At 66.4% G+C, this 21281-nt stretch carries 17 protein-coding genes and 3 pseudogenes; 11 read left to right on the top strand and 9 right to left on the bottom strand.

Features of this window, described 5'->3' with window-relative positions:
• Positions 1-162 precede the first annotated feature (162 nt).
• The 3 genes from BST40_RS22680 to BST40_RS22690 all read left to right on the top strand — a co-directional run bounded on the left by BST40_RS22680 (position 163) and on the right by BST40_RS22690 (position 3029).
• Positions 163-660, top strand: a complete 498-nt coding sequence (locus BST40_RS22680; protein WP_083155726.1) for a hypothetical protein — start codon at positions 163-165, stop codon at positions 658-660.
• A 353-nt stretch (positions 661-1013) separates the two neighbouring features.
• Positions 1014-2276 (top strand): metal-dependent hydrolase family protein, encoded by a 1263-nt coding sequence (locus BST40_RS22685; RefSeq protein WP_083155730.1) that lies wholly within the window; start codon positions 1014-1016, stop codon positions 2274-2276.
• Positions 2277-2321: 45 nt separating this feature from the next.
• The gene (locus BST40_RS22690; protein ID WP_083155733.1) at positions 2322-3029 is read left to right on the top strand and encodes a TVP38/TMEM64 family protein; all 708 of its coding nucleotides are present in this window, start codon (positions 2322-2324) and stop codon (positions 3027-3029) included.
• On the opposite strand, the pseudogene narI reads toward BST40_RS22690, so the two are convergent.
• The 7 genes and pseudogenes from narI to BST40_RS22725 all read right to left on the bottom strand — a co-directional run.
• Positions 3011-3739, bottom strand: a pseudogene (gene narI, locus BST40_RS22695) (respiratory nitrate reductase subunit gamma); the annotation flags it as partial. The gene BST40_RS22690 and the pseudogene narI sit on opposite strands and share 19 nt — an antisense overlap.
• 38 nt (positions 3740-3777) lie before the next feature.
• Positions 3778-5427, bottom strand: coding sequence for a nitrate reductase subunit beta (gene narH / locus BST40_RS22700; protein ID WP_075546972.1), 1650 nt, complete (start codon positions 5425-5427; stop codon positions 3778-3780).
• Positions 5427-9101 carry a nitrate reductase subunit alpha gene (locus tag BST40_RS22705; protein ID WP_083155736.1) on the bottom strand — a complete coding sequence of 1225 codons (3675 nt, stop codon included), beginning with the start codon at positions 9099-9101 and terminating at the stop codon, positions 5427-5429. The genes narH and BST40_RS22705 overlap by 1 nt, the downstream gene beginning before the upstream one ends.
• Complete coding sequence (locus BST40_RS22710; RefSeq protein ID WP_075546970.1) at positions 9098-10318, bottom strand: nitrate/nitrite transporter; 1221 nt, start codon at positions 10316-10318, stop codon at positions 9098-9100. Before BST40_RS22710 ends, BST40_RS22705 begins: the two co-directional genes overlap by 4 nt.
• Before the next feature lie 79 nt (positions 10319-10397).
• On the bottom strand, positions 10398-11354 hold the full coding sequence (locus BST40_RS22715) for a class I SAM-dependent methyltransferase (protein WP_075546969.1): 957 nt from the start codon (positions 11352-11354) through the stop codon (positions 10398-10400).
• 84 nt (positions 11355-11438) lie between these two features.
• A complete protein-coding gene (locus tag BST40_RS22720) occupies positions 11439-11840 on the bottom strand; it encodes a TA system VapC family ribonuclease toxin (protein ID WP_075546968.1) in 402 nt (133 codons plus the stop codon).
• Entirely contained in the window at positions 11837-12064 is a 228-nt protein-coding gene (locus BST40_RS22725) for an antitoxin (RefSeq protein WP_075546967.1), read from the bottom strand. Before BST40_RS22725 ends, BST40_RS22720 begins: the two co-directional genes overlap by 4 nt.
• A gap of 120 nt (positions 12065-12184) precedes the next feature.
• Between BST40_RS22725 and BST40_RS22730 the strand changes: the two genes are divergently transcribed.
• Together BST40_RS22730 and BST40_RS22735 are read left to right on the top strand one after the other, a co-directional pair.
• On the top strand, positions 12185-14728 hold the full coding sequence (locus BST40_RS22730; RefSeq protein ID WP_425270705.1) for an SEC-C metal-binding domain-containing protein: 2544 nt from the start codon (positions 12185-12187) through the stop codon (positions 14726-14728).
• 83 nt (positions 14729-14811) lie between these two features.
• Entirely contained in the window at positions 14812-15963 is a 1152-nt protein-coding gene (locus BST40_RS22735) for an FIST signal transduction protein (protein ID WP_083155738.1), read from the top strand.
• A 34-nt stretch (positions 15964-15997) separates the two neighbouring features.
• On the opposite strand, the pseudogene BST40_RS22740 reads toward BST40_RS22735, so the two are convergent.
• Positions 15998-16297: pseudogene (locus BST40_RS22740) on the bottom strand (type II toxin-antitoxin system VapC family toxin); the annotation flags it as partial.
• A gap of 2 nt (positions 16298-16299) precedes the next feature.
• Here BST40_RS22740 and BST40_RS22745 point away from each other — a divergent pair.
• Together BST40_RS22745 and BST40_RS22750 are read left to right on the top strand one after the other, a co-directional pair.
• Positions 16300-16732: pseudogene (locus BST40_RS22745) on the top strand (HNH endonuclease); the annotation flags it as partial.
• Positions 16733-16921: 189 nt separating this feature from the next.
• Positions 16922-18160, top strand: coding sequence for an ATP-binding protein (locus BST40_RS22750; protein ID WP_083155739.1), 1239 nt, complete (start codon positions 16922-16924; stop codon positions 18158-18160).
• A 197-nt stretch (positions 18161-18357) separates the two neighbouring features.
• Here BST40_RS22750 and BST40_RS22755 read toward each other — a convergent pair whose 3' ends face one another.
• The gene (locus tag BST40_RS22755) at positions 18358-18630 is read right to left on the bottom strand and encodes a hypothetical protein (protein WP_083155741.1); all 273 of its coding nucleotides are present in this window, start codon (positions 18628-18630) and stop codon (positions 18358-18360) included.
• A gap of 106 nt (positions 18631-18736) precedes the next feature.
• On the opposite strand from BST40_RS22755, the gene BST40_RS30250 reads away from it, so the two are divergent.
• The 4 genes from BST40_RS30250 to BST40_RS30920 form a co-directional block, all read left to right on the top strand.
• Positions 18737-18880 carry a hypothetical protein gene (locus BST40_RS30250; protein WP_158006335.1) on the top strand — a complete coding sequence of 48 codons (144 nt, stop codon included), beginning with the start codon at positions 18737-18739 and terminating at the stop codon, positions 18878-18880.
• Positions 18881-19628: 748 nt separating this feature from the next.
• The gene (locus tag BST40_RS22760; protein WP_131808290.1) at positions 19629-20129 is read left to right on the top strand and encodes a hypothetical protein; all 501 of its coding nucleotides are present in this window, start codon (positions 19629-19631) and stop codon (positions 20127-20129) included.
• 100 nt (positions 20130-20229) lie between these two features.
• Positions 20230-21030, top strand: a complete 801-nt coding sequence (locus BST40_RS22765; RefSeq protein ID WP_142276787.1) for a glycine-rich domain-containing protein — start codon at positions 20230-20232, stop codon at positions 21028-21030.
• 174 nt (positions 21031-21204) lie between these two features.
• The coding region (locus BST40_RS30920) for a PPE domain-containing protein (protein ID WP_142276788.1) at positions 21205-21281 on the top strand (77 nt) is incomplete at its 3' end.

Consider the following 21281-nt stretch of genomic DNA (forward strand, 5'->3'; position numbering starts at 1 on the left):
CCACAGCCCCCTCCCTGACCCGCCGCGACCGTGAGCGCGCTGAGCTCGTCCAACAGGCCCAAGTCGGCAATACCGTGTACTTCCGCGTGCCGGCGGTGCCGCTCTCGCCCGGCGGTTACGACATGCATCCAGTAGGGACGAGCGCGCGCGGCGATTCGTGAGTTGGTCGAGACCCTGCCAGCCAGCACCGACGACGAGGAGTCGGCAAAGGGAATCCTCGGCGCGCCACGGCTATTGAGATTGGCCATACAAGACATTAGTAACGTTGCGGCCTTGGTGCCAGAAGGCCTCGAACTCGACCTAGAGACCAGCGCCGAGGAAATCAAATCCGTGCTCACCCGCGACCGCGCCGCGAAACTTCTCACCTTTTTGGGTAACCGAGACACCGTCGAAGACACCGAAACCGTGGTCGGCAGACTTGACGGATTTCGGGGTACTCGCCGCGTTTTCTACCTGATCAAGGACGACAATTCCGAGATCGCCGGGTCAATCGAAGGCGACCTTCTTTCCACCGTGCGCAATTTGGTGGGCACCAGGGTGCGCGCGCGCGTATCGACAACTCGGTGGCGAGCGCAGAACGGCCGCCTCGGCCCAAAGCACTACGGCTTGCTCGACCTCATGCCTGCCGGTGAGCAGGAAGCCATGTTCAGCGATGGATAGGTGGTCGATCGTCGAAGCTCCTGACGTGAAGCCATCGCTGTCGGATGAGCCACGCGCATAGCGGGTGCCGATTTGATCCCGATCCCTTGGCCGCGCAAAGACAACCTCGGTGTCAAGTGGTTGCGCCACACCGACGGAGGCAGCTGCTCATGTGTCAACTGCGACACTCCGGCACCTCACCGACGTACCCAGCCAGGCTAATTGACGGTCACACGGTCAGTTGGCGACTGCGGTAGCCATCTCGTCACAATCCGTCACCGTCAACCGAACTTTGGTCCAAAAGAACGTCCGGCCTGGACCATACTCTACGTCGGGGGTTCGCCGAGCCGCTGCAGTCTCGACAAGGAGCCGGCATGGACACACACGAACTGCGTATTTGCAACGTCGATGTCTTCGACAGCGTCGACGGCCGGATCACCGGGCCGATGGACGTCACCATCCGGGAGGGCGTGATCGCCGCGGTGGCGCCCGCTGGTTCGACGGAATTCTCCGGCTCGAAGATCGACGGGACCGCAAAGACGTTGATACCCGGGCTGATTGACGCGCACTGGCATGCGATGTTCGCCACCATCCCGGCAGCGGTGGCGCAATTCAGCGAACTCGGTTACGTCTACGCCCGGGCGATCACCGGCGCCCGGGAAACGCTGCTACGCGGCTTCACCACGGTCCGCGATCTCGGCGGGCCGGTGTTCGGGATCAAGCAGGCGATCGACGAGGGCGTGATCGTCGGCCCGCGCATTTATCCTTCGGGCGGGTTCATCTCCCAGACCGGTGGACACGGCGACTTCCGGCTGCCCCACGAGGTTCCTCGCGGTATCTGCGGACACCTGAGCTACACCGAGATCATCGGTGCCGCCGTCATTGCCGACGGCGAAGCCGAAGTGCTACGGGGGGCACGAGAGATGTTGCGGCGCGGTGCCTCTCAGCTCAAGCTGATGGCCGGTGGCGGCATCACCTCGACGTACGACCCGGTCGACGTGGCCCAGTTCACCGAAACCGAGATCCGCGCCGCAGTGACGGCCGCGGAGAACTGGGGCACCTACGTCACCGTGCACGCCTATACGCCGCGCGCGATCCGCACCGCCGTCGCCGCCGGGGTCCGGTGCATCGAGCACGGCCACCTCATCGACGAGCACACCGCCGCGCTGCTCGCCGAAAACGACATCTGGTGGTGCCTGCAGCCATTCCTGAACGACGAGCCGACGATCGCCGTTACGCCGCAGACGACGGCAAAGCTGCGGCAAGTGGTCTCCGGCACCGACGCCGCGTATCGGCTTGCGATCAAGCACCGGGTCAAGGTCGCGTTCGGAACCGACATATTGTTCGACACCACATTCGCCAGCCGGCAAGGCGCCCAGCTTGCCGAGCTCACCCGCTGGTTCACGCCCACCGAGGTGCTGCAGCAGGCGACCATCCGCAACGCCGAGCTCTTGGCCATGTCCGGGCCGCGCAACCCGTACCCCGGCCGGCTGGGTGTGGTGGCCGAAGGTGCCCTGGCCGACGTGGTTCTCGTCGACGGCAACCCGGTGGCCGACATCTCGCTGATCGCCCGGCCCGACGAGGCGTTCGTCGCCATCATCAAGGACGGCCGTCTGGTCAAAGGCACGGCCGACTAGCCAGGGCGCACCTGGACATGCCAGTGCGGAACAATCGGGGTCAGCATGGTCGACAACCCTGGTTCTCCGCTGAAATCCCGACGACACCACATCGTGCGGCTTGTCGTGTTCGCCGGCTTCCTACTCGGGCTGTGGTACCTGGTAGCCGTCGCACGAGTCGTCGACATCGAGGTGGTGCGGCGCGCGGTCTCGGCGACGGGTCCGGCGGCTCCCCTCACCTACGTCGTGGCCTCAGCTGTCCTCGGAGCGTTGTTCGTGCCGGGCCCGGTCCTGGCCGCGGGCAGCGGTCTGCTGTTCGGTCCGCTGCAGGGCATCTTTGTGACGCTGGGTGCGACGGTGGGTACCGCGATCGTCGCCAGCTTCGTCGGCCGTCGGGCCGGACGCGACAGCGCGCGTACCCTGCTGGGGACGAGCCGCGCCGACCGCATCGACGCGCTGATCGAACGACGCGGACTATGGGCGGTGGTCGGTCAACGCTTCGTCCCCGGCATCTCGGATGCGCTCGCCTCCTATGCGTTCGGCGCGTTTGGAGTTCCGTTGTGGCAGATGGCCGTCGGCGCGTTTATCGGTTCGATCCCGCGGGCATTCGTCTACACCACGCTGGGCGCCGCGATCGGCGATCGGTCGTCACCATTGGCATACGCGGCGATAGCGGTGTGGTGCGTGACCGCCGTCATCGGCGTGTTCGCCGCACGGCGTGGTTACCGAACATGGCGTGGGCGCGCCCTGCCGAGTCAGCGGCCGCGGCGCTGAAGATGTGAGCCGACCAGCTCCTTGCGCGCGGCGGCGCCGCGGCTGCGGTAGACGACGTAGGGCCGGAACAGATACGCGACCGGTGCGCTGAACGCGTGAACCAGCCGGGTGAACGGCCAGATCGCGAACAGCGCCAGCGCGATCATCACATGCAGCTGGAAGTACAGCGGCGCCAGCGCCATCAGTTCGCCGCGCGGTTGCAGCACCCAGATGGACCGGAACCACACCGACACGGTTTCGCGGTAGTTGTAGGACTCGCCGAACGTCCCCGAACCCAGCGCGGTCGCATACAGCCCCGCTGATATCGCCCCCGCCAGAAACACATACATCAGCTTGTCGTTGACCGTGGTGGCCATGAACACCGGCCCGCGGCTGCGTCGCCGGTAGATCAGCAGCGCCAGCCCCGTCAGCGTGGTGCCGCCGGCTATCGACCCCAGCACGACAGCCTGGACGTGATAGGCGTGATGACTCACCCGGGCTGCGTCCGTCCATGATTCCGGGATCACCAGGCCGATGACGTGTCCGACGATCACCACCAGGATGCCGTAGTGGAAGAGCGGGCTCGCGATCCGCAGCAACCGCACCTCGTAAAGCTGCGACGAGCGGGTGGTCCACCCGAACTTGTCATAGCGGTACCGCCACCAGGTGCCAACGGCAACAATGGCAAGTACCACGTACGGCACCACATCCCAGAACGTCTTGCCGAGCACCGCATTCACCTCCGTAAGTTGCGTCGCCTGCAGTGACCTCATCGCCGCCGCCCGCGCGGGAACATTCCGGGCGGCACCCCGCGACCGTCCCAGTTCAGTAGGTTGACCCGCGACGGCTGATTGGCGTTGGCTGCCATCTGTTCACTGGTCTGCCGCTGCCGCAGCGCGTGAAAGGTCTCGACCGCCACCGGCACCGGTCCTCCGCTGGCCTCACCGAACGGGCCGGACCCATACATCCCGGGACCGCCGTCGAACGACAACGAGCAGCCGGGTTCTTCGATTGCCTCGCCGTCCAGCTCGTATGCCGTCGGGATCACATACCGCTCTTCGTATTTCGCCAACGCCAGCAGCCGGTACATCTGGTAGATCTGCTCCTCGGTCATGCCGACCGATTCCGGGATGTGCGGCTGCGTCGGCCGGCCGAGGTTGATATCGCGCATATAGGAACGCATCGCCGCCAGCCGGCGCAGCACGGATTCCACCACGGTTGTGTCGCCGGCGGTGAACAGCCCCGCGAGGTACTCGATCGGGATGCGCAGCGCCCCCAGCGCCCCGAACAGATTGCCGAGGTCCTCGCCGTCGTGTCCGTCGCGGCCGATGGCGTCGACGACCGGAGACAGCGGCGGAATGTACCAAACCATCGGTACGGTGCGAAATTCCGGATGCAGCGGAAGCGCCACCTGGTAGGTGTTGATCAGCGCATAGACCGGAGAGCGCTGGGCGGCCTCGATCCACTCGTCGGGGATCCCCTCGGCGCGGGCACCGGCGATCACGTCGGGATCGTTGGGGTTCAACAGGATTCGCCGGTGGGCATGGTAGAGATCAGCCTCACGCTCCGCCGACGCGGCTTCCAGCACCCGGTCGACATCGTAGAGCACCAAACCGAGGTAACGTAACCGTCCGACACACGTTTCCGAGCACACCGTCGGCAGACCCACTTCGATGCGCGGGTAGCACATCGTGCACTTCTCCGCCTTACCGGTCTTGTGGTTGAAGTACACCTTCTTGTACGGGCAACCCGACACACACATCCGCCAGCCGCGGCAGCGATCCTGGTCGACGAGCACGATCCCGTCCTCGGTGCGCTTGTACATCGCACCCGACGGGCACGAGGCCACACACGACGGGTTCAGGCAGTGCTCGCAGATTCGCGGCAGATAGAACATGAACGCCTGCTCGAGTTCCAACCGCACCCGTTCGCTGACCTGCCGCAGCACCGGGTCACCGGGCACGATTTCCGGTGAGCCGCCGAGGTCGTCGTCCCAGTTTGCCGACCACGACACCTTCATCGGCTTGCCGCTGATCAGGCTGCGCGGCGGCGCCACCGGCATCTGCTCACCCAGCGGTGCGGTGATCAGCTTCTCGTAGTCATAGGTCCAGGGCTCGTAGTAGTCGCCCAGGCTCGGCATCTTCGGGTTGGCGAAGATCTTCAGTAGCTTGGCCAGCCGCCCGCCGCCGCGCAGCCGCAGCCGACCGCGGCGATCGCGCTGCCAGCCCCCGCGCCAGCGCGTCTGGTCCTCATAGGTGCGCGGATAGCCTTGTCCTGGACGGGTTTCGACGTTGTTGAACCAGACGTACTCGGTGCCCGCGCGGTTGGTCCACGCCTGCTTGCAGGTCACCGAACAGGTGTGGCAGCCGATGCACTTGTCGAGGTTCATCACCATCGCCAACTGCGCCATGACTTTCATCAGTAGGCCACCTCCTGGGAGCGCCGACGCACCACCGCCACCTCGTCACGCTGGTTGCCGGTTGGGCCTAAGTAGTTGAACGCGAACGCGTTCTGCGCGTAGCCGCCCGCCAGGTGGCTGGGCTTGATCAGCAGCCGAGTCAGCGAATTGTGGATGCCACCGCGACGCCCGGTGGTCTCGGTCAGCGGCGTGTCGATGGTGCGCTCCTGGGCGTGGTAGACGAAGACGACGCCGTCGGGCATCCGGTGGCTGACGATCGCTCGGCACACCACCACCCCGTTGCGGTTGACCGCCTCCACCCAATCGTTGTCACGCACACCGATTTTCGCAGCATCACCCACGCTCATCCACATGGTGGGACCGCCCCGCGACAGCGACAGCATGAGCAGGTTGTCCTGATACTCCGAGTGGATCGACCATTTCGAGTGTGGCGTCAGATACCGCACGGTCAGCACCGCGCCGTCACCGCCCAGTCTCGGCTCACCGAAGAGCCGCGACATGTCCAGCGGCGGACGGTAGATCGGCAGCTGCTCGCCGAGCTCTTCGACCCAGTCGTGGTCCAGGTAGAAGTGCATCCGGCCGGTCAGCGTGTGAAACGGCTTGAGTTCCTCGATGTTCACCGTGAACGGGGCATATCGGCGTCCGCCGGTCTCGCTGCCGGACCACTCCGGGCTGGTGATCACCGGCACCGGGCGGGCCTGCGCGTCGGCATAGGTGATGCGGCGTTCCTCGCTGCCTTCGGCCAGATGCGCCAACCTGCGCCCGGTCCGTCGTTCCAGTTCATGAAATCCCTCGACGGCGAGCCGGCCGTTGCTGGTTCCCGACAGCGCCAGGATCACGTCGGCCATCCGCTCGGCGGTGGTGATCGCCGGCCGGCCGGCCGCGGGCCCGGAGTTCAGCACCCCGAATTTGGCGGCGAGCTCGTCGACTTCGCGATCCGGCACGATGGTGATGCCCTTGGTGGTCAGCCCCAGACGTTCGGTCAGCGGCCCCAGCGCGGCCCACATGTCGGCAATGGCGGCGTAGTCCCGCTCGACCACCGCGATGGTACCCATCGTCTTACCCGGCTTGGGCCGCTCTCCTGTGGCGCGCCAGTCGGATTCGACTCCCGACGGGTAGGCCATCGCGCCGGGTGTGTCGTGTTGCAGTGCGCCGAGCACGACGTCGGTGCGGGTGCCGAGGTGCTTGGCCGCCAGCGTCGAGAAGGCGCTCGCGATCGCCCCGAACGCCTCGTAGTCGGAGCGGGTCTCCCACGGCGGATCGATGGCGGGGCTGAACGCGTGCACATACGGGTGCATGTCGGTGCTCGACAGGTCGGCCTTCTCGTACCAGGTGGCGGCCGGCAGCACCACGTCGGACAGCAACGTGGTGGACGTCATCCGGAAGTCGATCGACGTCAGCAGGTCGAGCTTGCCTTCACCGATGTCGTCGCGCCAGACGATGTCGTTGGGCCGCAACGCTTCTGGCGTCGGCGTCGCCTGCAGGTTCGACGTCGTGCCCAGCAGGTGCGCCAGGAAGTATTCGTTGCCTTTGCTGGACGAGCCGAGCAGGTTGGCACGCCACACGTTGAGCACTCGCGGCCAGTTCGCCGGGTCGTCGGGATCGGCGAGCGCCGGTTTGAGCGCACCGGTGGCGAGTTGTTCGACCACGTAGTCCGCGATGTCCCGGCCGGCCGCACGCGCCTCGTCGGCGACGTCCAGGCTGGAGCGGTTGAACTGCGGATAGAACGGCGTCCAGCCCATCGCGACGGCGGAGGCCAGCACGTCCATGGTGTGCTTGCCGGCGAACCGGCCGCGACCGGCCGGGCTGGCCAGCGCGTCGGCTCGGTAGCCGTCGTAGCGCCACTGGTCGGTGTGCACGTACCAGTACGACGTGCCCGCCATCTGGCGCGGCGGCCGCGACCAGTCGGTGGCCATCGCCATCGTCGCCCAACCCGTGACCGGGCGGCACTTTTCCTGACCGACGTAGTGCGCCCAGCCGCCGCCGTTGCGGCCCATCGACCCGGTGAGCAGCAGTAGTGCCAGCACGGCCCGGTAGGTGGCGTCGCCGTGGAACCACTGACAGATGCCGGCGCCCATGATGATCATCGACCGGCCACCGGATTCCTGGGCGTTGCGGGCGAATTCGCGTGCCACCCGAATGACCTGATCGGCCGGCACCCCGGTGATCGCCTGCTGCCAGGCCGGCGTGTACGGGTATGCCGCATCGTCGTAGTCGGTGGGCCAGTCTCCCGGCAGCCCGGGCCGGGCCACCCCGTATTGGGCCAGCATCAGGTCGAACACCGTGCAAGTCAGGTGCTCGCCGATGCGGCGCACCGGCACGCCACGAGTCATCGTCTCGCCGCGGCCGTCTGCAGTGTCGAAGCGGGGCAGGATGATTCGCGCGGATTCGCCGGGCGTGCGGTGCGCGACGGTGAGGGCCGGCACGATATCGCCGAGGTCGAGGTTCCACTTGCCCGCGCCGTCGTCGCCGTACCGGAAGCCCAGCGAACCGTGCGGGACCGCGGCCCGGTCCGTGGCGCCGTCCAGCAAGACCGGTTTGAACGCCGCATTCTCGACCTGGTGGCCCAGGTCGGCGGCGGTGAGGACCTTGCCCGGCACCAAGTCGTCACCGCGGCTTTCCAGTTTGACCAGAAACGGCAGGTCGGTGAACCGGCGCACATAGTCGACGAAGAATGGAATCCGTTGCTTGACAAGGTATTCCGAGAGAATTACGTGTCCCATCGCCATCGCCAGCGCGCCGTCGGCGCCGGCCGCACACGGCAGCCACTCGTCGGCGAACTTGGTGTTGTCGGCGTAGTCGGGGCGGACGGTGACCACCTTGGTGCCGCGGTAACGCACCTCGGCCATCCAGTGCGCGTCGGGCGTGCGGGTGACCGGCACGTTCGACCCCCACATCATCAGGTACGCGGCGTCCCACCAGTCGCCGGACTCCGGCACGTCGGTCTGGTCGCCGAACACCTGGGGCGCCGCCACCGGAAGGTCGGCGTACCAGTCGTAGAACGACGTCATCGCCCCGCCGATCAACTCCACGAAACGGGAGCCGGCCGCGTGGCTGACCATCGACATCGCCGGGATCGGCGAGAAGCCGGCGACGCGGTCGGGACCGTAGGTCTTGATGGTGTGGACGTGCGCCGCGGCGATCATCTCGGTGGCCTCGGCCCAGGTGACCCGCACCAGCCCACCTTTGCCCCGTGCCCGCTGGTATCGGCGGCGCCGGTCAGGATCGGACACCACGTCGGCCCAGGCCAGCACCGGATCGGTCAAGCGCGCCTTGGCTTCCCGATACATGTCGACCAGCACGCCGCGGGCGTACGGGTGACGCACCCGCGTCGGCGAATAGGTGTACCACGAGAACGCGGCGCCGCGCGGACAGCCACGTGGTTCGTATTCGGGGCGGTCGGGGCCGACGGACGGATAGTCGGTCTCCTGGTTCTCCCAGGTGATGATCCCGTCTTTGACGTAGATCTTCCACGAGCACGACCCGGTGCAGTTGACGCCATGGGTGGAGCGCACCACCTTGTCGTGACTCCACCGGTCGCGGTAGAAGACATCACCTTCGCGCCCACCCTCCCGGGTGACGGTGCGCAGGTCATCGGAGAACGTCCCCGGCGTGAAGAACCTTCCGCAGCGCTCGAGCAGTTCTTCGATCCGGCCCCCAGGCGGGCCGCTCACGCGGTCGCCTCCCTGCGTTCGGGTTCGTTGGCATGCAATCCCAGCGCCGTGTACGCCAGCGCCACCAGGGCGGTCGCGACCAACAGCAGCAGCCCGACGGTGTAGTCGTTTTCGACAGGGTCGTAGGTCGCGCCCATCACCAACGGCGGGAAGTAGCCGCCCAGCCCGCCCGCGGCGGCGACGATGCCGGTGATCGTGCCGACAGATTGGGCGGGTGAGCGGCGGGCGACCCAGGCGATCACGCCGCCGGTACCGGCCCCCAGGAAGATCGCCAGCGTGATGAACGTCAGCGCCGAGAACACGTCGGGCGGCGGCTTGAACGCCGCGATGAACGCCAGCGCCGCGGTACCTGCCAGCGACCCGAGGACGACGTACTTGGGCGCGATGCGGTCGGCGAGCGCGCCGCCGAATGGCCGGGCCAGCACGGCAGCCACGGCGAAGCCGGCCGTGCGGGCACCCGCGTCGACGGCGGAGAAACCGTAGATGGTCTTGATGTAGGTGGGCAGGTAGTTGGCGAACGCGACGAAACCACCGAACACGATGGCGTACAGGAACGACATCTCCCAGGTCACCCGGAGCTTCGCGGCGGCGATCAGCTTCGGCAGCACCGGGCCGGTGTTCGGTGTGAAATCCGGCGAGTTGCGCATCACCAGCACACACGCCGCAGCGGTGAGCGCCAGCACGACGGCGATGACGGCGTGCGTGTTGAACAGGCCGAACCAGCGCACGAATCGGGGTGTGAAGAAGGCGGACAACGCGGTGCCCACCATGCCCATGCCGAATACCCCGGTGGCGAACCCACGGCGGGCGGGCGGGTACCACGCGTTGACGAACGGGATCCCGACGGCAAAAACCGTGCCCGCGATCCCGAGGAAAAACCCGAACACCAACAGCAATGGGTAGGAACCCGACTTGCCGGCAAGACCCACGGCCAGCACCGGCGCGATCGTCGCCAGCGAGATCGCGATGAACATCGCGCGACCGCCGAACCGGTCGGTCAGCGAGCCGATGACGATCCGGCCCAGTGCCCCGACCAAAATGGGCGTCGCCACCAGCAGCGAGGCTTGCGCGCTCGACAGCCGCAAGTGTTCGGCGTAGGTCGTTGACAGCGGGCCGATCATGTTCCATGCCCAGAAGTTGACGGTCGAGACCCAGGTCGCCAGGGCCAAGTTCGCGTCCTGCCGTGCGCCGGTATCCGGCGTATTCGCCGTAGTCACCGCTCTACCCAATCACCTCATCAGCCGGTTCGAAACCAAACCGAGGTAATCGGCGGGCCGGTGTTCGGTGCATATTGCGCTAGGCGCCGGCCCGCACCGCGGACACGAACATATTCCGCGGCGCGCTGTCTTGGGCCTCCTTCGGCGGGTTGCGGTCGTAGCCGGCCATCAGCTGCGCCGACGGCGTCACCGTCACCTCCCAGCCGTGGCGGCGCAGCCAGTCGCCGACGTCGTCGCGCTCCTCGAAGTACCACAGCTCGTCCGTACTGGGCACCTCGCGCTGCGGGTCGACCTTGGCCATCAGCGCGCGAACACGGTCCATCCGCTCGCGCCGCTTGGCGCGGAATTCGGGGTCCATAAAGTCGGGTCCGAGCGCCTCGACAGCAATCCGGCTACCGGCGACGGAGAGGCCGTCAACGCGGTTGAACAGCAGATCCTGGGCTACCGCCGGCAGATACGGCATGAGTCCCTCGGCTGACCATGCGCTCGGTGCGGACGCGTCGAAACCGGCCTGCTGCAACGCCTTCGGCCAGTCTTGACGCAGGTCCACCGGGACGCCGACGCGCCGGCAGGTCGGCTCGACCCCGTGCTCGCGTAGCGTCGCCGTTTTGAACTCCAGCACCTTGGGCTGGTCGAGTTCGTAGACCGTGGTCCCGTCGGGCCACGGCAACCGCCAGCACCGCGAGTCCAGGCCGGTCGCCAGAATCACTGCCTGACCGATGCCCGCTCGGGTCGCGTCCAGGAAGAAAGTGTCGAAAAATGCTGTGCGGCAAGCCATATAGTTGGTCATTGCCTGCATTCGCAGCGACACCTCGGGCTCGGCTTCAAGGACTTCGGCGGGCAGCTGCGACCCCGAATACCAGTTCCACACGCCGTCGCCGGCCGCGTCGAGGAAAATCCGCGCGAACGGATCGCTGATCAGCGGATTGGCGCTCTCGGTTTCGGCCGCGCGGGCCGCCGCCACACCCAGCGCCGTCGCGCCGACGCTCTCGGTGATCTCCCAGCTGTCGTTATCGGTTCTGGCGGTTTTGGCCATGCTCACTTCCTCCCGTCAACACCGACCCTACGGGCAGGTATCCAACTCGTCGGTCCGGGTCGGGCCACGCCGGTTGGCCGGGTATCAGCAGGCCGTCGGTACGAGGACCGCGACGTCACTGTGCAAGTGCGCCAGTCCGCTATCGAGAGTCGCCAACTGCCCGTTGCGGCTTCGGGCCAGCTGAGCCAGGTAAGCATCGGTCACCTGTCGGTGGCCGACCACGCCGCCGCTCTCGACATCGGCGAAAGAGACGCTGTCGGGCCAGAACTTGTGGCGCTTTGCGGTTTCGACGGCGCTGACCACCTCCCGCGCCGCTGCCGCGGATTGACCCGTCCGCAGCAAGAATCGAACCAGACTTCCCTGCGTGATGGGGCACGTCGCGAAACCGGCGTCACGCGTGGACAGCCATGCCGCGGCGGCGTCGTGATGCACGTGCTCGGCGACCACCAGCGCGATCAGCACGTTCGCGTCCAGCAGCGCGATCACGCCTCATCCTCCAACGAGCGCACGTCCTCGGAGGTCACGACTTTGCCGACGCTCACCAGTGGCAACCCGGTCCTGGGATCGGTGGAGATCGCGGCGGTACGGCCGGCTCCCAGGCCGCGTCGCATGAGGTCGGCAACGGTTTCACTCAAGGTGCGGCGGGTGTCCCGGGCGATAGCCAGCGCCTGTTTGTGCAGGTCGTCGGGCAGATCAATGGTGGTACGCACACCCAAGCCTACATCACTGCATCACGATGCCATGATGCCATGATGCGGCCGACTTTGAGCCGACCGACAACCCGAAGCAAGCCGGCGGGGCTCTCGAGGCGCGGCTCGCCGGCGCATAGGGTGGTCGCCGTGACCGATGCCTTCACCGGGTCCGAGACCCTGGCAAGAATCTTGACCGAACACGGCCCGTTGGACGCCGACGACATCGCAGCGCGGCTACGGGACGACGGCGTGGCCGATGCGGATGCCGTGCTGGCTCAGGTTCTCGACGAAATACAGTGTCCAGCAAGACAGTTGGTCGACGAGAGGTGGGTGTGGCTGCCGGCCGTGCTGGCCGGACGGGTGTTCACGCACCGGGTCAAAGCGGACGAGCTGGCCGACGACCTGCTGACTGTGGCCCCGGATCTGGACCCCATCACCGAGCTCTGCGAGCACGCGCAGTACCAGCGGCTCGCCGACGGTTCACCGACGCAGGTCATGCTGGCCGGGTTCGATGACGAGTTGCTCGAGCAGCGGGGCATTCCGGACGAGGCGGTCGACCCGCACGGGGTGCTGCTCCTGGCGCCGGGCACGTTGGTGGCATTGGGGGTGGCCGAGGGCGACCTGGTGGGGATGCGGCTGACCGAGAAAGGGTTGGTGGTCGAGCGGGTCACTGAGGTCGCGTCGGCCGAAGGAGTGGGTGCGCGGCTAGCCGCGACGCTCCACGCCCAGGAGCCGACGTACTTCGACGCCGCGGTGTGGACGGTGTGCGCCGAAGATCCGACGCTGTTCACCGAGCCGCTGCCGCCGTTGTCCGAGATCGTCGACGACTATGGTCTCGCGCGCCAGCGCGATTGGCTTGCACCGGGCGGATTCGATTTTAGCGCTTGGCGTTTCAAGCTAGGGTGCCAAGCGCTGGCCGAACGTCATGAACTCGACCCCAATGAGGCGGTCGCGTTGTACGTGCTGGTCAAGTTGCACGACCAGATCGCAGAGCTGCTCGACGCGGGCATGGCGCCGCAGGAAGCGTTGGCCGCGGCCACCCACGGCGCGACAGCACCCGACATGGATCTCGTCGGCGCGTTGGGTGCCGCACTCGCTGATCCGCTGCTGGCCGAGCTGCTGGTGGCCGAGACGGTCGGCGACGAAAGCGTCGGGACGGCCGCGCTGGTCTTGTTCGCCGAGGTGCTGGAGTCGAAGGTGCCCCGCGCGGCGCGGGTGGCGTGTCGGTGGCTACGGGCGGTGGCGCTGGAGCGCATCGGCGACATTGCGGCGGCCGAACGTGAACTGCTGGCCGCCGAGTCGATGGATCCGGATTGGCCGTTGCCGTTGTTCGATCTGGCTCGGATCGCCTCCGATCGCGGTGACGTCGAGCGCGGGTTGGCGTTGCTGCGCCGGGCGGGCGCCGAGCCGGACTACCCGCTGGTGGAGCTGCTGGAGCAGTACCAGGCCGAGCCGCGCCGTGACGTCGGCCGAAATGACGTGTGCTGGTGCGGGTCTGGGCGCAAGTACAAGAAATGCCATCTCGGGCGTGAGCAGCTGCCGCTGGACGACCGGGCGCGCTGGTTGTACGCGAAGGCCATCCAACATGCGCTGGTGAGCGGCTGGAGCGACCTGTTGATCGACGTGGCCTACGAACGCTCCCGCCATGCCGGCGATGATCCGGACGCGCTGACCACCGCGCTGGGCGATCCGCTGGTGATCGACGCGGTGCTGTTCGAGGGCGGGGCGTTCGAGGAGTTCCTCGAAATCCGCGGGTCGTTGCTGCCCGACGACGAGCGACTGCTGGCGCAGCAGTGGTTGTTGGTGCAGCGGTCGGTGTTTGAGGTGGAGCGGGTGCAACGCGGCCACAGCGTCACCGTGCGCGACCTGCGCATCGGCGACACCCATGAGGTGCGGGAGCAGGCGGCCAGCCGCCAGCTGAAGACGGGGCAGCTGGTGTGCGCGCGGGTGCTGCCTGCCGGTGACACCATGCGATTTTTCGGCGGCGTGGAACCGGTCGCGCTGCACGAGCGCGACCCGCTGAGCGAACTGCTTGACACCGAACCCGACGCGGTGACGCTGGTGGCCTACCTGAGCCGCCGGTTTGCGCCGCCGACGCTGACCAACACCGAGGGTGATCCGCTGGCGTTCTGTGAGGCCACCGTGCGCATCGGCGACCGTGCCGCGATCCAGGCCGCGCTTGACAACACCTACGACCGGGTCGAAGGCGAACCGCCGCCGCGATGGCACGAGTACGTCAACGACGATGGGACGCAACGGATCCGGGCGACCCTGGTGCTCGACGCCGACACGCTGCGGGTAGCGTCCAACAGCGACAAGCGGATGGACCGGGTGCTGGCCACGGTGGCCGCCCTGGATCCGGCGATGAGCGTGCTGGAGGACTCGCGCCGCCCGTTGGGCGATACCCGCGAGCTGGCCGAGCTCGCCAAGCAGCTCCCGGCTACCGAGGAAAGAGAGCCCGATGGGCCCGAGGTGGCCGCGGCACTCGAGGAGTTCGTCCGCGACTACGAAACCAAGTGGCTTGACCAGCCCATCCCGGCACTCGCCGGGCGCACCCCGCGGCAGGCCGCCGACGACCCCACCCGACGGAGCGATCTGATCAAACTTCTCGACAGCTTCCCCGCCGCGGCACGTGCCGGCGCCATGGACGCCAACCGGCTGCGCGCCGCGTTGGGACTGTAGTGCGGATGCGGTGACGCCACGCCTCTGCAGAACCGGCCGGCGATTCCGGCGGAAATAGGCGCCGGGCGGCGCATGATGGAAGGGTGCGGATCGGAGTCGGCTTCTCCACCGCGCCCGATGCGCGGCAGGCGGCGGTGGCGGCGGCCACGCAGGCGTGCGATGCGCTTGCGGGTGAGGCGCCGTCGCTGGCTGTGCTGCTCGGATCGCGGTCGCACTCCGATCAGGCGGCGGACGTTCTCAACGCGGTGCAGGGCATCGTCGGGTCGCCCGCGCTGATCGGTTGTGTCGCCCAGGCGGTTGTCGCCGGCCGGCGTGAGATAGAGGACCGGCCGGCGGTGGCGGTGTGGCTGGCGTCGGGCCTGGCCGCCGAAACGTTCCAGCTGGACTTCGTCCGCGCCGGCTCGGGCGGACTGCTTACCGGTTACCGGTTCGACCGGACCGCACATGATCTGCACCTGCTGCTGCCCGACCCGTACACCTTCCCGTCGAGTCTGCTCATCGAGCACCTCAACAGCGACCTGCCGGGGACGACCGTGGTGGGCGGTCTGGCCAGCGGTGGACGCGGCCCGGGCGGCACCCGGCTGTTCCGCGACGGTGGTGTGTTCAGCTCGGGGCTCGTCGGGGTGCGCCTACCCGGGGTGCACGGGATACCGATCGTGTCGCAGGGCTGCCGGCCGATCGGCCGCCCCTACATAGTCACCGGCGCGGACGGGGCGGCGATCACCGAGCTGGGTGGCCGTCCGCCGCTGGTGCGCCTGCGCGAGATCGTTGAGGATCTGCCCTTGCACGAGCAGGAGTTAGTCAGCCGTGGCCTGCAGATCGGCATCGTGGTCGACGAACACCTGGCGGCTCCGGGGCAGGGCGACTTCTTGATCCGCGGGCTACTGGGCGCCGACCCTTCGACCGGAGCCATCGAGATCGGCGATGTTGTCGAGGTCGGCACGACCGTGCAGTTCCAGGTGCGTGACGCGGCGTCGGCGGACAAGGACCTGCACCTGGCCGTGGAGCGGGCGGCGGCGGAGCTGGGTGGGCGTCCGGCGGGTGCGCTGCTGTTCACCTGCAACGGGCGGGGGCGGCGGATGTTCGGGGTGGCCGACCATGACGCGTCGACGATCGAAGACCCGCTGGGCGGGATTCCGCTGGCCGGGTTCTTCGCCGCCGGGGAGATCGGTCCGGTGTTCGGGCGCAATGCGTTACATGGCTACACGGCGTCGTTGGCACTGTTCGTCGACTGAGCTGGGCTGGCGTGCATCACTTTCGTCAGACTGGTCATCGCTCTGGTGCACCATGCGTTATGCCCGGCGATGATCGGACGCCAGTGTGCCCAAAGTCGTTGCCTTTCCATCCTTTCCATAACAGTGGCTCGCGCAGGTCGGTGGCCAGTGCATAGGACGGGCAATCGCCGAAGTTCAATCCGGCCGGGTGGCCGCTGCCTTTGCCGAAATCTGCGTAGGCCTGGCACGCAAGCCGGGCCTGCCGTTCAGTGACCGGCTCCACCACAAACCCGGCCTCCTCGAGCAGCTCGTCCAAACCTCTGCTGATGATCGGATCGTGTTGGGAATCCAGGACGTCCCGACGTGGCTGGCCATCTGTTCGGACGTGAACGCACCGACTCGCCCCGGTGCGCGGACCGTTCCGGGACGCCTACGGTCCGCACTGCTTCTATTGCGGCACGCATCTGCCGGCCAACAATCCGGTCGATCACGTGCTGCCGTGGTCGCCGGTCGGCATCGACGGCCCGGCCAACCTGGTGTTGGCGTGCGCGCGCTGCAACGGCGACAAGAGCGGTGCGCTACCGGCGGTGTCGATCGTGGACCGAGTGCTCGATCGTGACCGAGATGTGTTGGAACAGATCGCATCCGAGATCCAGTGGCCACCGCAGCGCTATCGTGTGGTGGCCGCGGCGCTCGGCATCTACCGGGTGCAGCCGCCGGTGCGCCGACGTGGTCGGGGTACCAGCGGAGCGAGCGGCTGGATATCGGCTTTGTGTCGTCGTGGAGGTGAATTGTGGTGTGCCTCGGTGTCGCCCGGCTTCGCTGCCGTGTGTTCGCCCGGTTGCTACCTACGTCCCATGGCGCGGGGCGCATATGCAGGCCGGACGGATCCGCATTGCCCGGTGTGACAAATCCGCAACAACCTACTGGACGGATTCGCAATAGATGACTAGGCAGATCCGCAGCGTATGCTGTCCACATGTCCGTAGTCGACCGCGCGATCGCACCCATGGTGCTAGCCGCGCTGGCCGACACGCCGGTCGTCGTCGTCAATGGCGCACGCCAGGTCGGGAAGACGACCCTTGTTGCGCGACTTAACTACCCAGGGTCAAGCCAGGTCGTCTCCCTCGACGACGCCGCCAACCGCGATGCTGCCCGCCACGATCCGCGCGCATTTGTCTCCCGGCCGGTGGACACGCTCGTGATCGACGAGTCACAACTGGAACCGGGACTGTTCCGGGCGATCAAGGCCGAGGTTGATCACGATCGCCGACCCGGCCGCTTCCTGCTTACCGGTTCGGCGCGGCTGCTTTCTGCCCCCGACATGGCCGACGCGTTGGTCGGCCGAGTCGAGATCATCGAACTCTGGCCGTTCTCGCAGGGTGAACTCGCCGGATTCGCCGACAACTTCGTCGATCTGCTGTTCAGCGCACCTCGCGAACTGATCCACAGCTCCGATTTGCGGCGCGCCGATCTGGTCGAGCGCATCGCCACCGGAGGCTTCCCAGAGATCATTGTCCGCACGCCGTCGAGACGCCGTGCGTGGTTCGACAACTATCTGACCACTGCGGCGCAGTCGGTCATCCGCGAGCTCTCCGCAATTGAGCGGCTTGCCGAAGTTCCACGATTACTTCGGCTCTGCGCGACGCGGACTGGCGCCGAACTCAACGTCAGCGCGCTGGCGAACGAACTGTCGATTCCGGCCCGCACCACCGACGGCTATCTGGCCTTGCTGGAAGCGGCCTTCCTGATCCATCGGGTGCCGGCCTGGTCGACCAACCTGACCCGCAAGGTGATCCGCAGACCGAAGCTTGTCGTGTCGGACAGTGGCCTGGCATGCCACCTGCTCGGTGCTACCAGCGCGACGCTGGATCGTCCAGGTGGTCACCTCGGCCCGCTTCTCGAGACGTTCGTGGCCAACGAGATTCGCAAGCAGCTCACCTGGTCCGCCGAGCCGGCCAGTCTGTGGCATTTTCGCGACCGCGGCGGCGCCGAAGTCGATCTGGTGCTCGAACACCCCGACGGCCGGATCTGCGGCATCGAAGTCAAGGCGACCAGCACCCCACGAGCGGAGGATCTTCGCGGTCTGCGCTATCTGGCCGACAGGCTCGGCGATCGTTTTCAGTTCGGCGTGCTGCTCACCGCGGCACCGGAAGCCACGCCGTTCGGCCCCAACCTTGCGGCCCTACCGGTCAGCACGCTCTGGGCGTCTCGGTGAGGCTCGACACCCTCGATAGCGCGACACGATCCTGGCGTCGCCACCGGACATCTTGCACCCAAGATCGCGCGACGGGATATGACAGACCCTAATCGCCATTGCGCCAACGGGTAGCTTCGCCAGGTCGCCTCCCTCGATGACACCATCAACCGCGATGCCGCACACGAATCCAGCGACTCCCCGAAGCCGGCATCCCGCTATCGGTCAACGCGGTCGGCAATTCGTTCACAGGACTTACTGGCTCCCTGCCCGAAACTATCGACGTGTTGTGCAGGCCCGAGTTGACCAAACCACCGCTTGCGCACCATCGAAGTGCTCGAGTTAGCCATGGAAGCATGGACCGGTTCGACGAGGACGGTGAATCCGAGCGCGTTGGCTTGGCGGACGATGCGGCGCATGGCGCGTTCGGGATCTAGCCGCGCGAAGTAGTCACCGCCAAGATCGGCGTAGTCGACATCGTCGGCGAGCACGTGCCATCCCGCGGTCAGGATTGAGTATTGGATGGCGACAATGGCTTGGTCTTCCCGAGCCGGGGCGCCAGAAGCTGATATCGGGCGCCGAAGTAGGTGATGCCTTGTGCGGGACGCGACCATCGTGGCGGCGCCCAACGCGCTGGTCAGCCATCGGTTGCCGCGACGGGTCGTGTCGGCGGCGTTCGTCGGCCGACTCCTGATGGCTCAGGGCACACACCCGCCCGCGGCGCCAGGTGCGCGGCGGTGACAAGCGGTCACACCCGAATGATCGTCACGCTCGCCGGGCAGTCGAAGGCGAAAGTCATCCACAGGTTGATCACACGGTTGACTTCTGCAACCATTTCCGATACAGATGTATCCGTTACAGTACGCCCGTATGTGTCGCGCCCGAGCGTGTAGCGAAAGCCGAGGCAGTTGCGGAGTTTCAGATCAGCCCGAAGGGATGTCAGCAGTGACGCGGTAGGTAATTCCCGAAGGGCTAGCGGACGCCGCGCCAGCGGTGGAGTCGTTGAACGCACGGTCGGTGGCAGCCTATGCCGCCGCAAGGCCCGGCGATCGAACCACATGGTTTCCGTTGCAGCCGAACCCATTTCGTTTGGACCGCAGCCGGGCTGAGCGCCCCCGGCAGACAGCGCGTGGCCGCAGCCGCCGAAGGCCTGTTTCGCAGTCCGGTATCGGTGCGCCCGGACAGGCCTCGCCGATGCCACTGCAGCAGCGCTGAAACCATGCCCGACAACAGCTCTCGACTGACCACACCGGCGACGCCATGACCGGCGCACCTCAAAGACATCGCTCAACAGCAGTACCGAAGAAAGGACCGCCCGACCATGCCGAAGCCGACTCATCCCGCCAAACCTGAAAGCAACGCCGACGATGCCGAATCCGGTTCGGCTCGTGCTAAAGGCGGGATCGGCAAGTCGCGGCGAGGCAGGCTTGCCGCCGGCGCTGCACTGGGAGCGCTAACACTGACAAGCGGCATCGCCGGCATCGTCGACGTGACCACCCCGACCACCGCCAACGGCTTCGGTGTCAATGTGGGGCGACTCAATATCACGCTGACCTCCCACGGCGGCTTCAAGCTCGACAGCTGCACGAGCAACACCAACGACACTTCTGGTGGCAGCCTCAGTGGCGCTGGGTCGTCGAGCAATTCGACTGACACGACGGCTACTACCCAAGACAACACCACCGCAACCATCAGTTCCGGCGGCGGCAATGAGCTTCCCACAGATACGCAGACAAATTTGATCCCGGGTGACGACCAGCCAACCGGGACGCAAGTTACGTCCAGCACAGGCGCCGCAGGCGGGTATGACGACGACTACTACTACAGCTCGAGCGAATCCGACGACGACAGTTCAGGTACAAACACCATCGCGCAATGGCAAGCAAACAACAACGAATACCGGCCTGACGACCCCAATTCCGAAGAGCAGTCGGACCTCGACTTTGCAACCGCGTATGCGGCTGGCGACCCGTATAACCCTGACAACTAACGGTAGACAGGCAGATCGGCATTTCATATGCGTTCGACCACCCGGAGACGTCAGCGGCACAGTCCCGATTGTCCGGCTCGGCAAGAAAGCGGGCGAGGTTATGGTGGCCATTGTCGATAGAGCCCCCTCCCTTACCGGTACCTCTGGTATCACAGCTGCTGAAAGCAATGATTCGGACACGGAAGTGCTCGACGCTCATCTTCGTGAGGCGTTGGCTTTCGAGGCGCCGTATGTGCTTGATCGGATGCTTAGCGACCGGGTAGTCGAGACCCGCGCGCAGGCCCAGGAGCTTTTCACCGAGGTCAAGAAGTATCTGGTTTTGTCTGAGCTGAGCCACGACATGGTCATCGGCATGTATTCAGAGATGGTCGACGCCGCCTGGCACGCATTTATCTTGTTCACCAGCCAATACGCGGATTACGGGCATCGCTACTTCGGCCATTACCTTAGCCATGCTCCGACAATCCACTCCGGCCCTGGATACGACGGGCAGTTCGGCGCGGCTGCCGAAAAGCGACGCCCAGGAATTTCGCGGCCCCGACGGCGAACACGCAAGAAATCCACGTTCACCGATTTCCGCGAGCGCTATGAAGCGTTGTTCGGACAACCGCTCCCCGATGTCTGGCATGACATCTGCTTTATCACCGTTAATCGACGAATGCTTGTCGACGACCGCGCGGGCCGGCTTACCTTGGCTCGCAGCGACGGCTACGTCGCGCTGTGTCGCACCGACGGCACCGCCGTCTTGTCGGTCAACGATATGGCCTGTGCCGCATTGCAATTCATCATCGCCACGGGCGCCTTCTACGTCCGGGAATTGCCCGGCGGGCTGACCGACGACGAAAAGATCGGGCTTGCTCAAGCGCTGGTCCGGTCTGGCGCACTCAAAGTCGCTCCGTAGCAACATGTCCGGTTCTGACGGTGCCGCCGGAGGGCGCGCGCATACATCACCGGCATTGGTCCCGACGACCCCGCGGGACGGTCTGGCGGGTCGGCGGTACCGGATCAGTTCGTCACTGCTGGCAAGCAGGCGGCGGTTTCCCATCATTCACCACCAGCAAGGCCAGGAGCCATCGTGTTTGATTTTGCGCTGTTACCGCCAGAGGTCAATTCGGCCCGGATGTATACCGGTGCAGGCTCGGGTTCGCTGCG

The sequence above is a fragment of the Mycobacterium persicum genome (assembly GCF_002086675.1).
Classification (GTDB): domain Bacteria; phylum Actinomycetota; class Actinomycetes; order Mycobacteriales; family Mycobacteriaceae; genus Mycobacterium; species Mycobacterium persicum.

Excerpts from the sequence above, each read along its gene's own strand:
- narH (WP_075546972.1), bottom strand. The coding sequence starts at position 5,427 with ATGAAAGTCATGGCGCAGTTGGCGATGGTGATGAACCTCGACAAGTGC.
- BST40_RS22765 (WP_142276787.1), top strand. The coding sequence starts at position 20,230 with ATGGTGGCCATTGTCGATAGAGCCCCCTCCCTTACCGGTACCTCTGGT.
- BST40_RS22690 (WP_083155733.1), top strand. The coding sequence starts at position 2,322 with ATGGTCGACAACCCTGGTTCTCCGCTGAAATCCCGACGACACCACATC.
- BST40_RS22750 (WP_083155739.1), top strand. The coding sequence starts at position 16,922 with ATGTCCGTAGTCGACCGCGCGATCGCACCCATGGTGCTAGCCGCGCTG.
- BST40_RS22685 (WP_083155730.1), top strand. The coding sequence starts at position 1,014 with ATGGACACACACGAACTGCGTATTTGCAACGTCGATGTCTTCGACAGC.
- BST40_RS22715 (WP_075546969.1), bottom strand. The coding sequence starts at position 11,354 with ATGGCCAAAACCGCCAGAACCGATAACGACAGCTGGGAGATCACCGAG.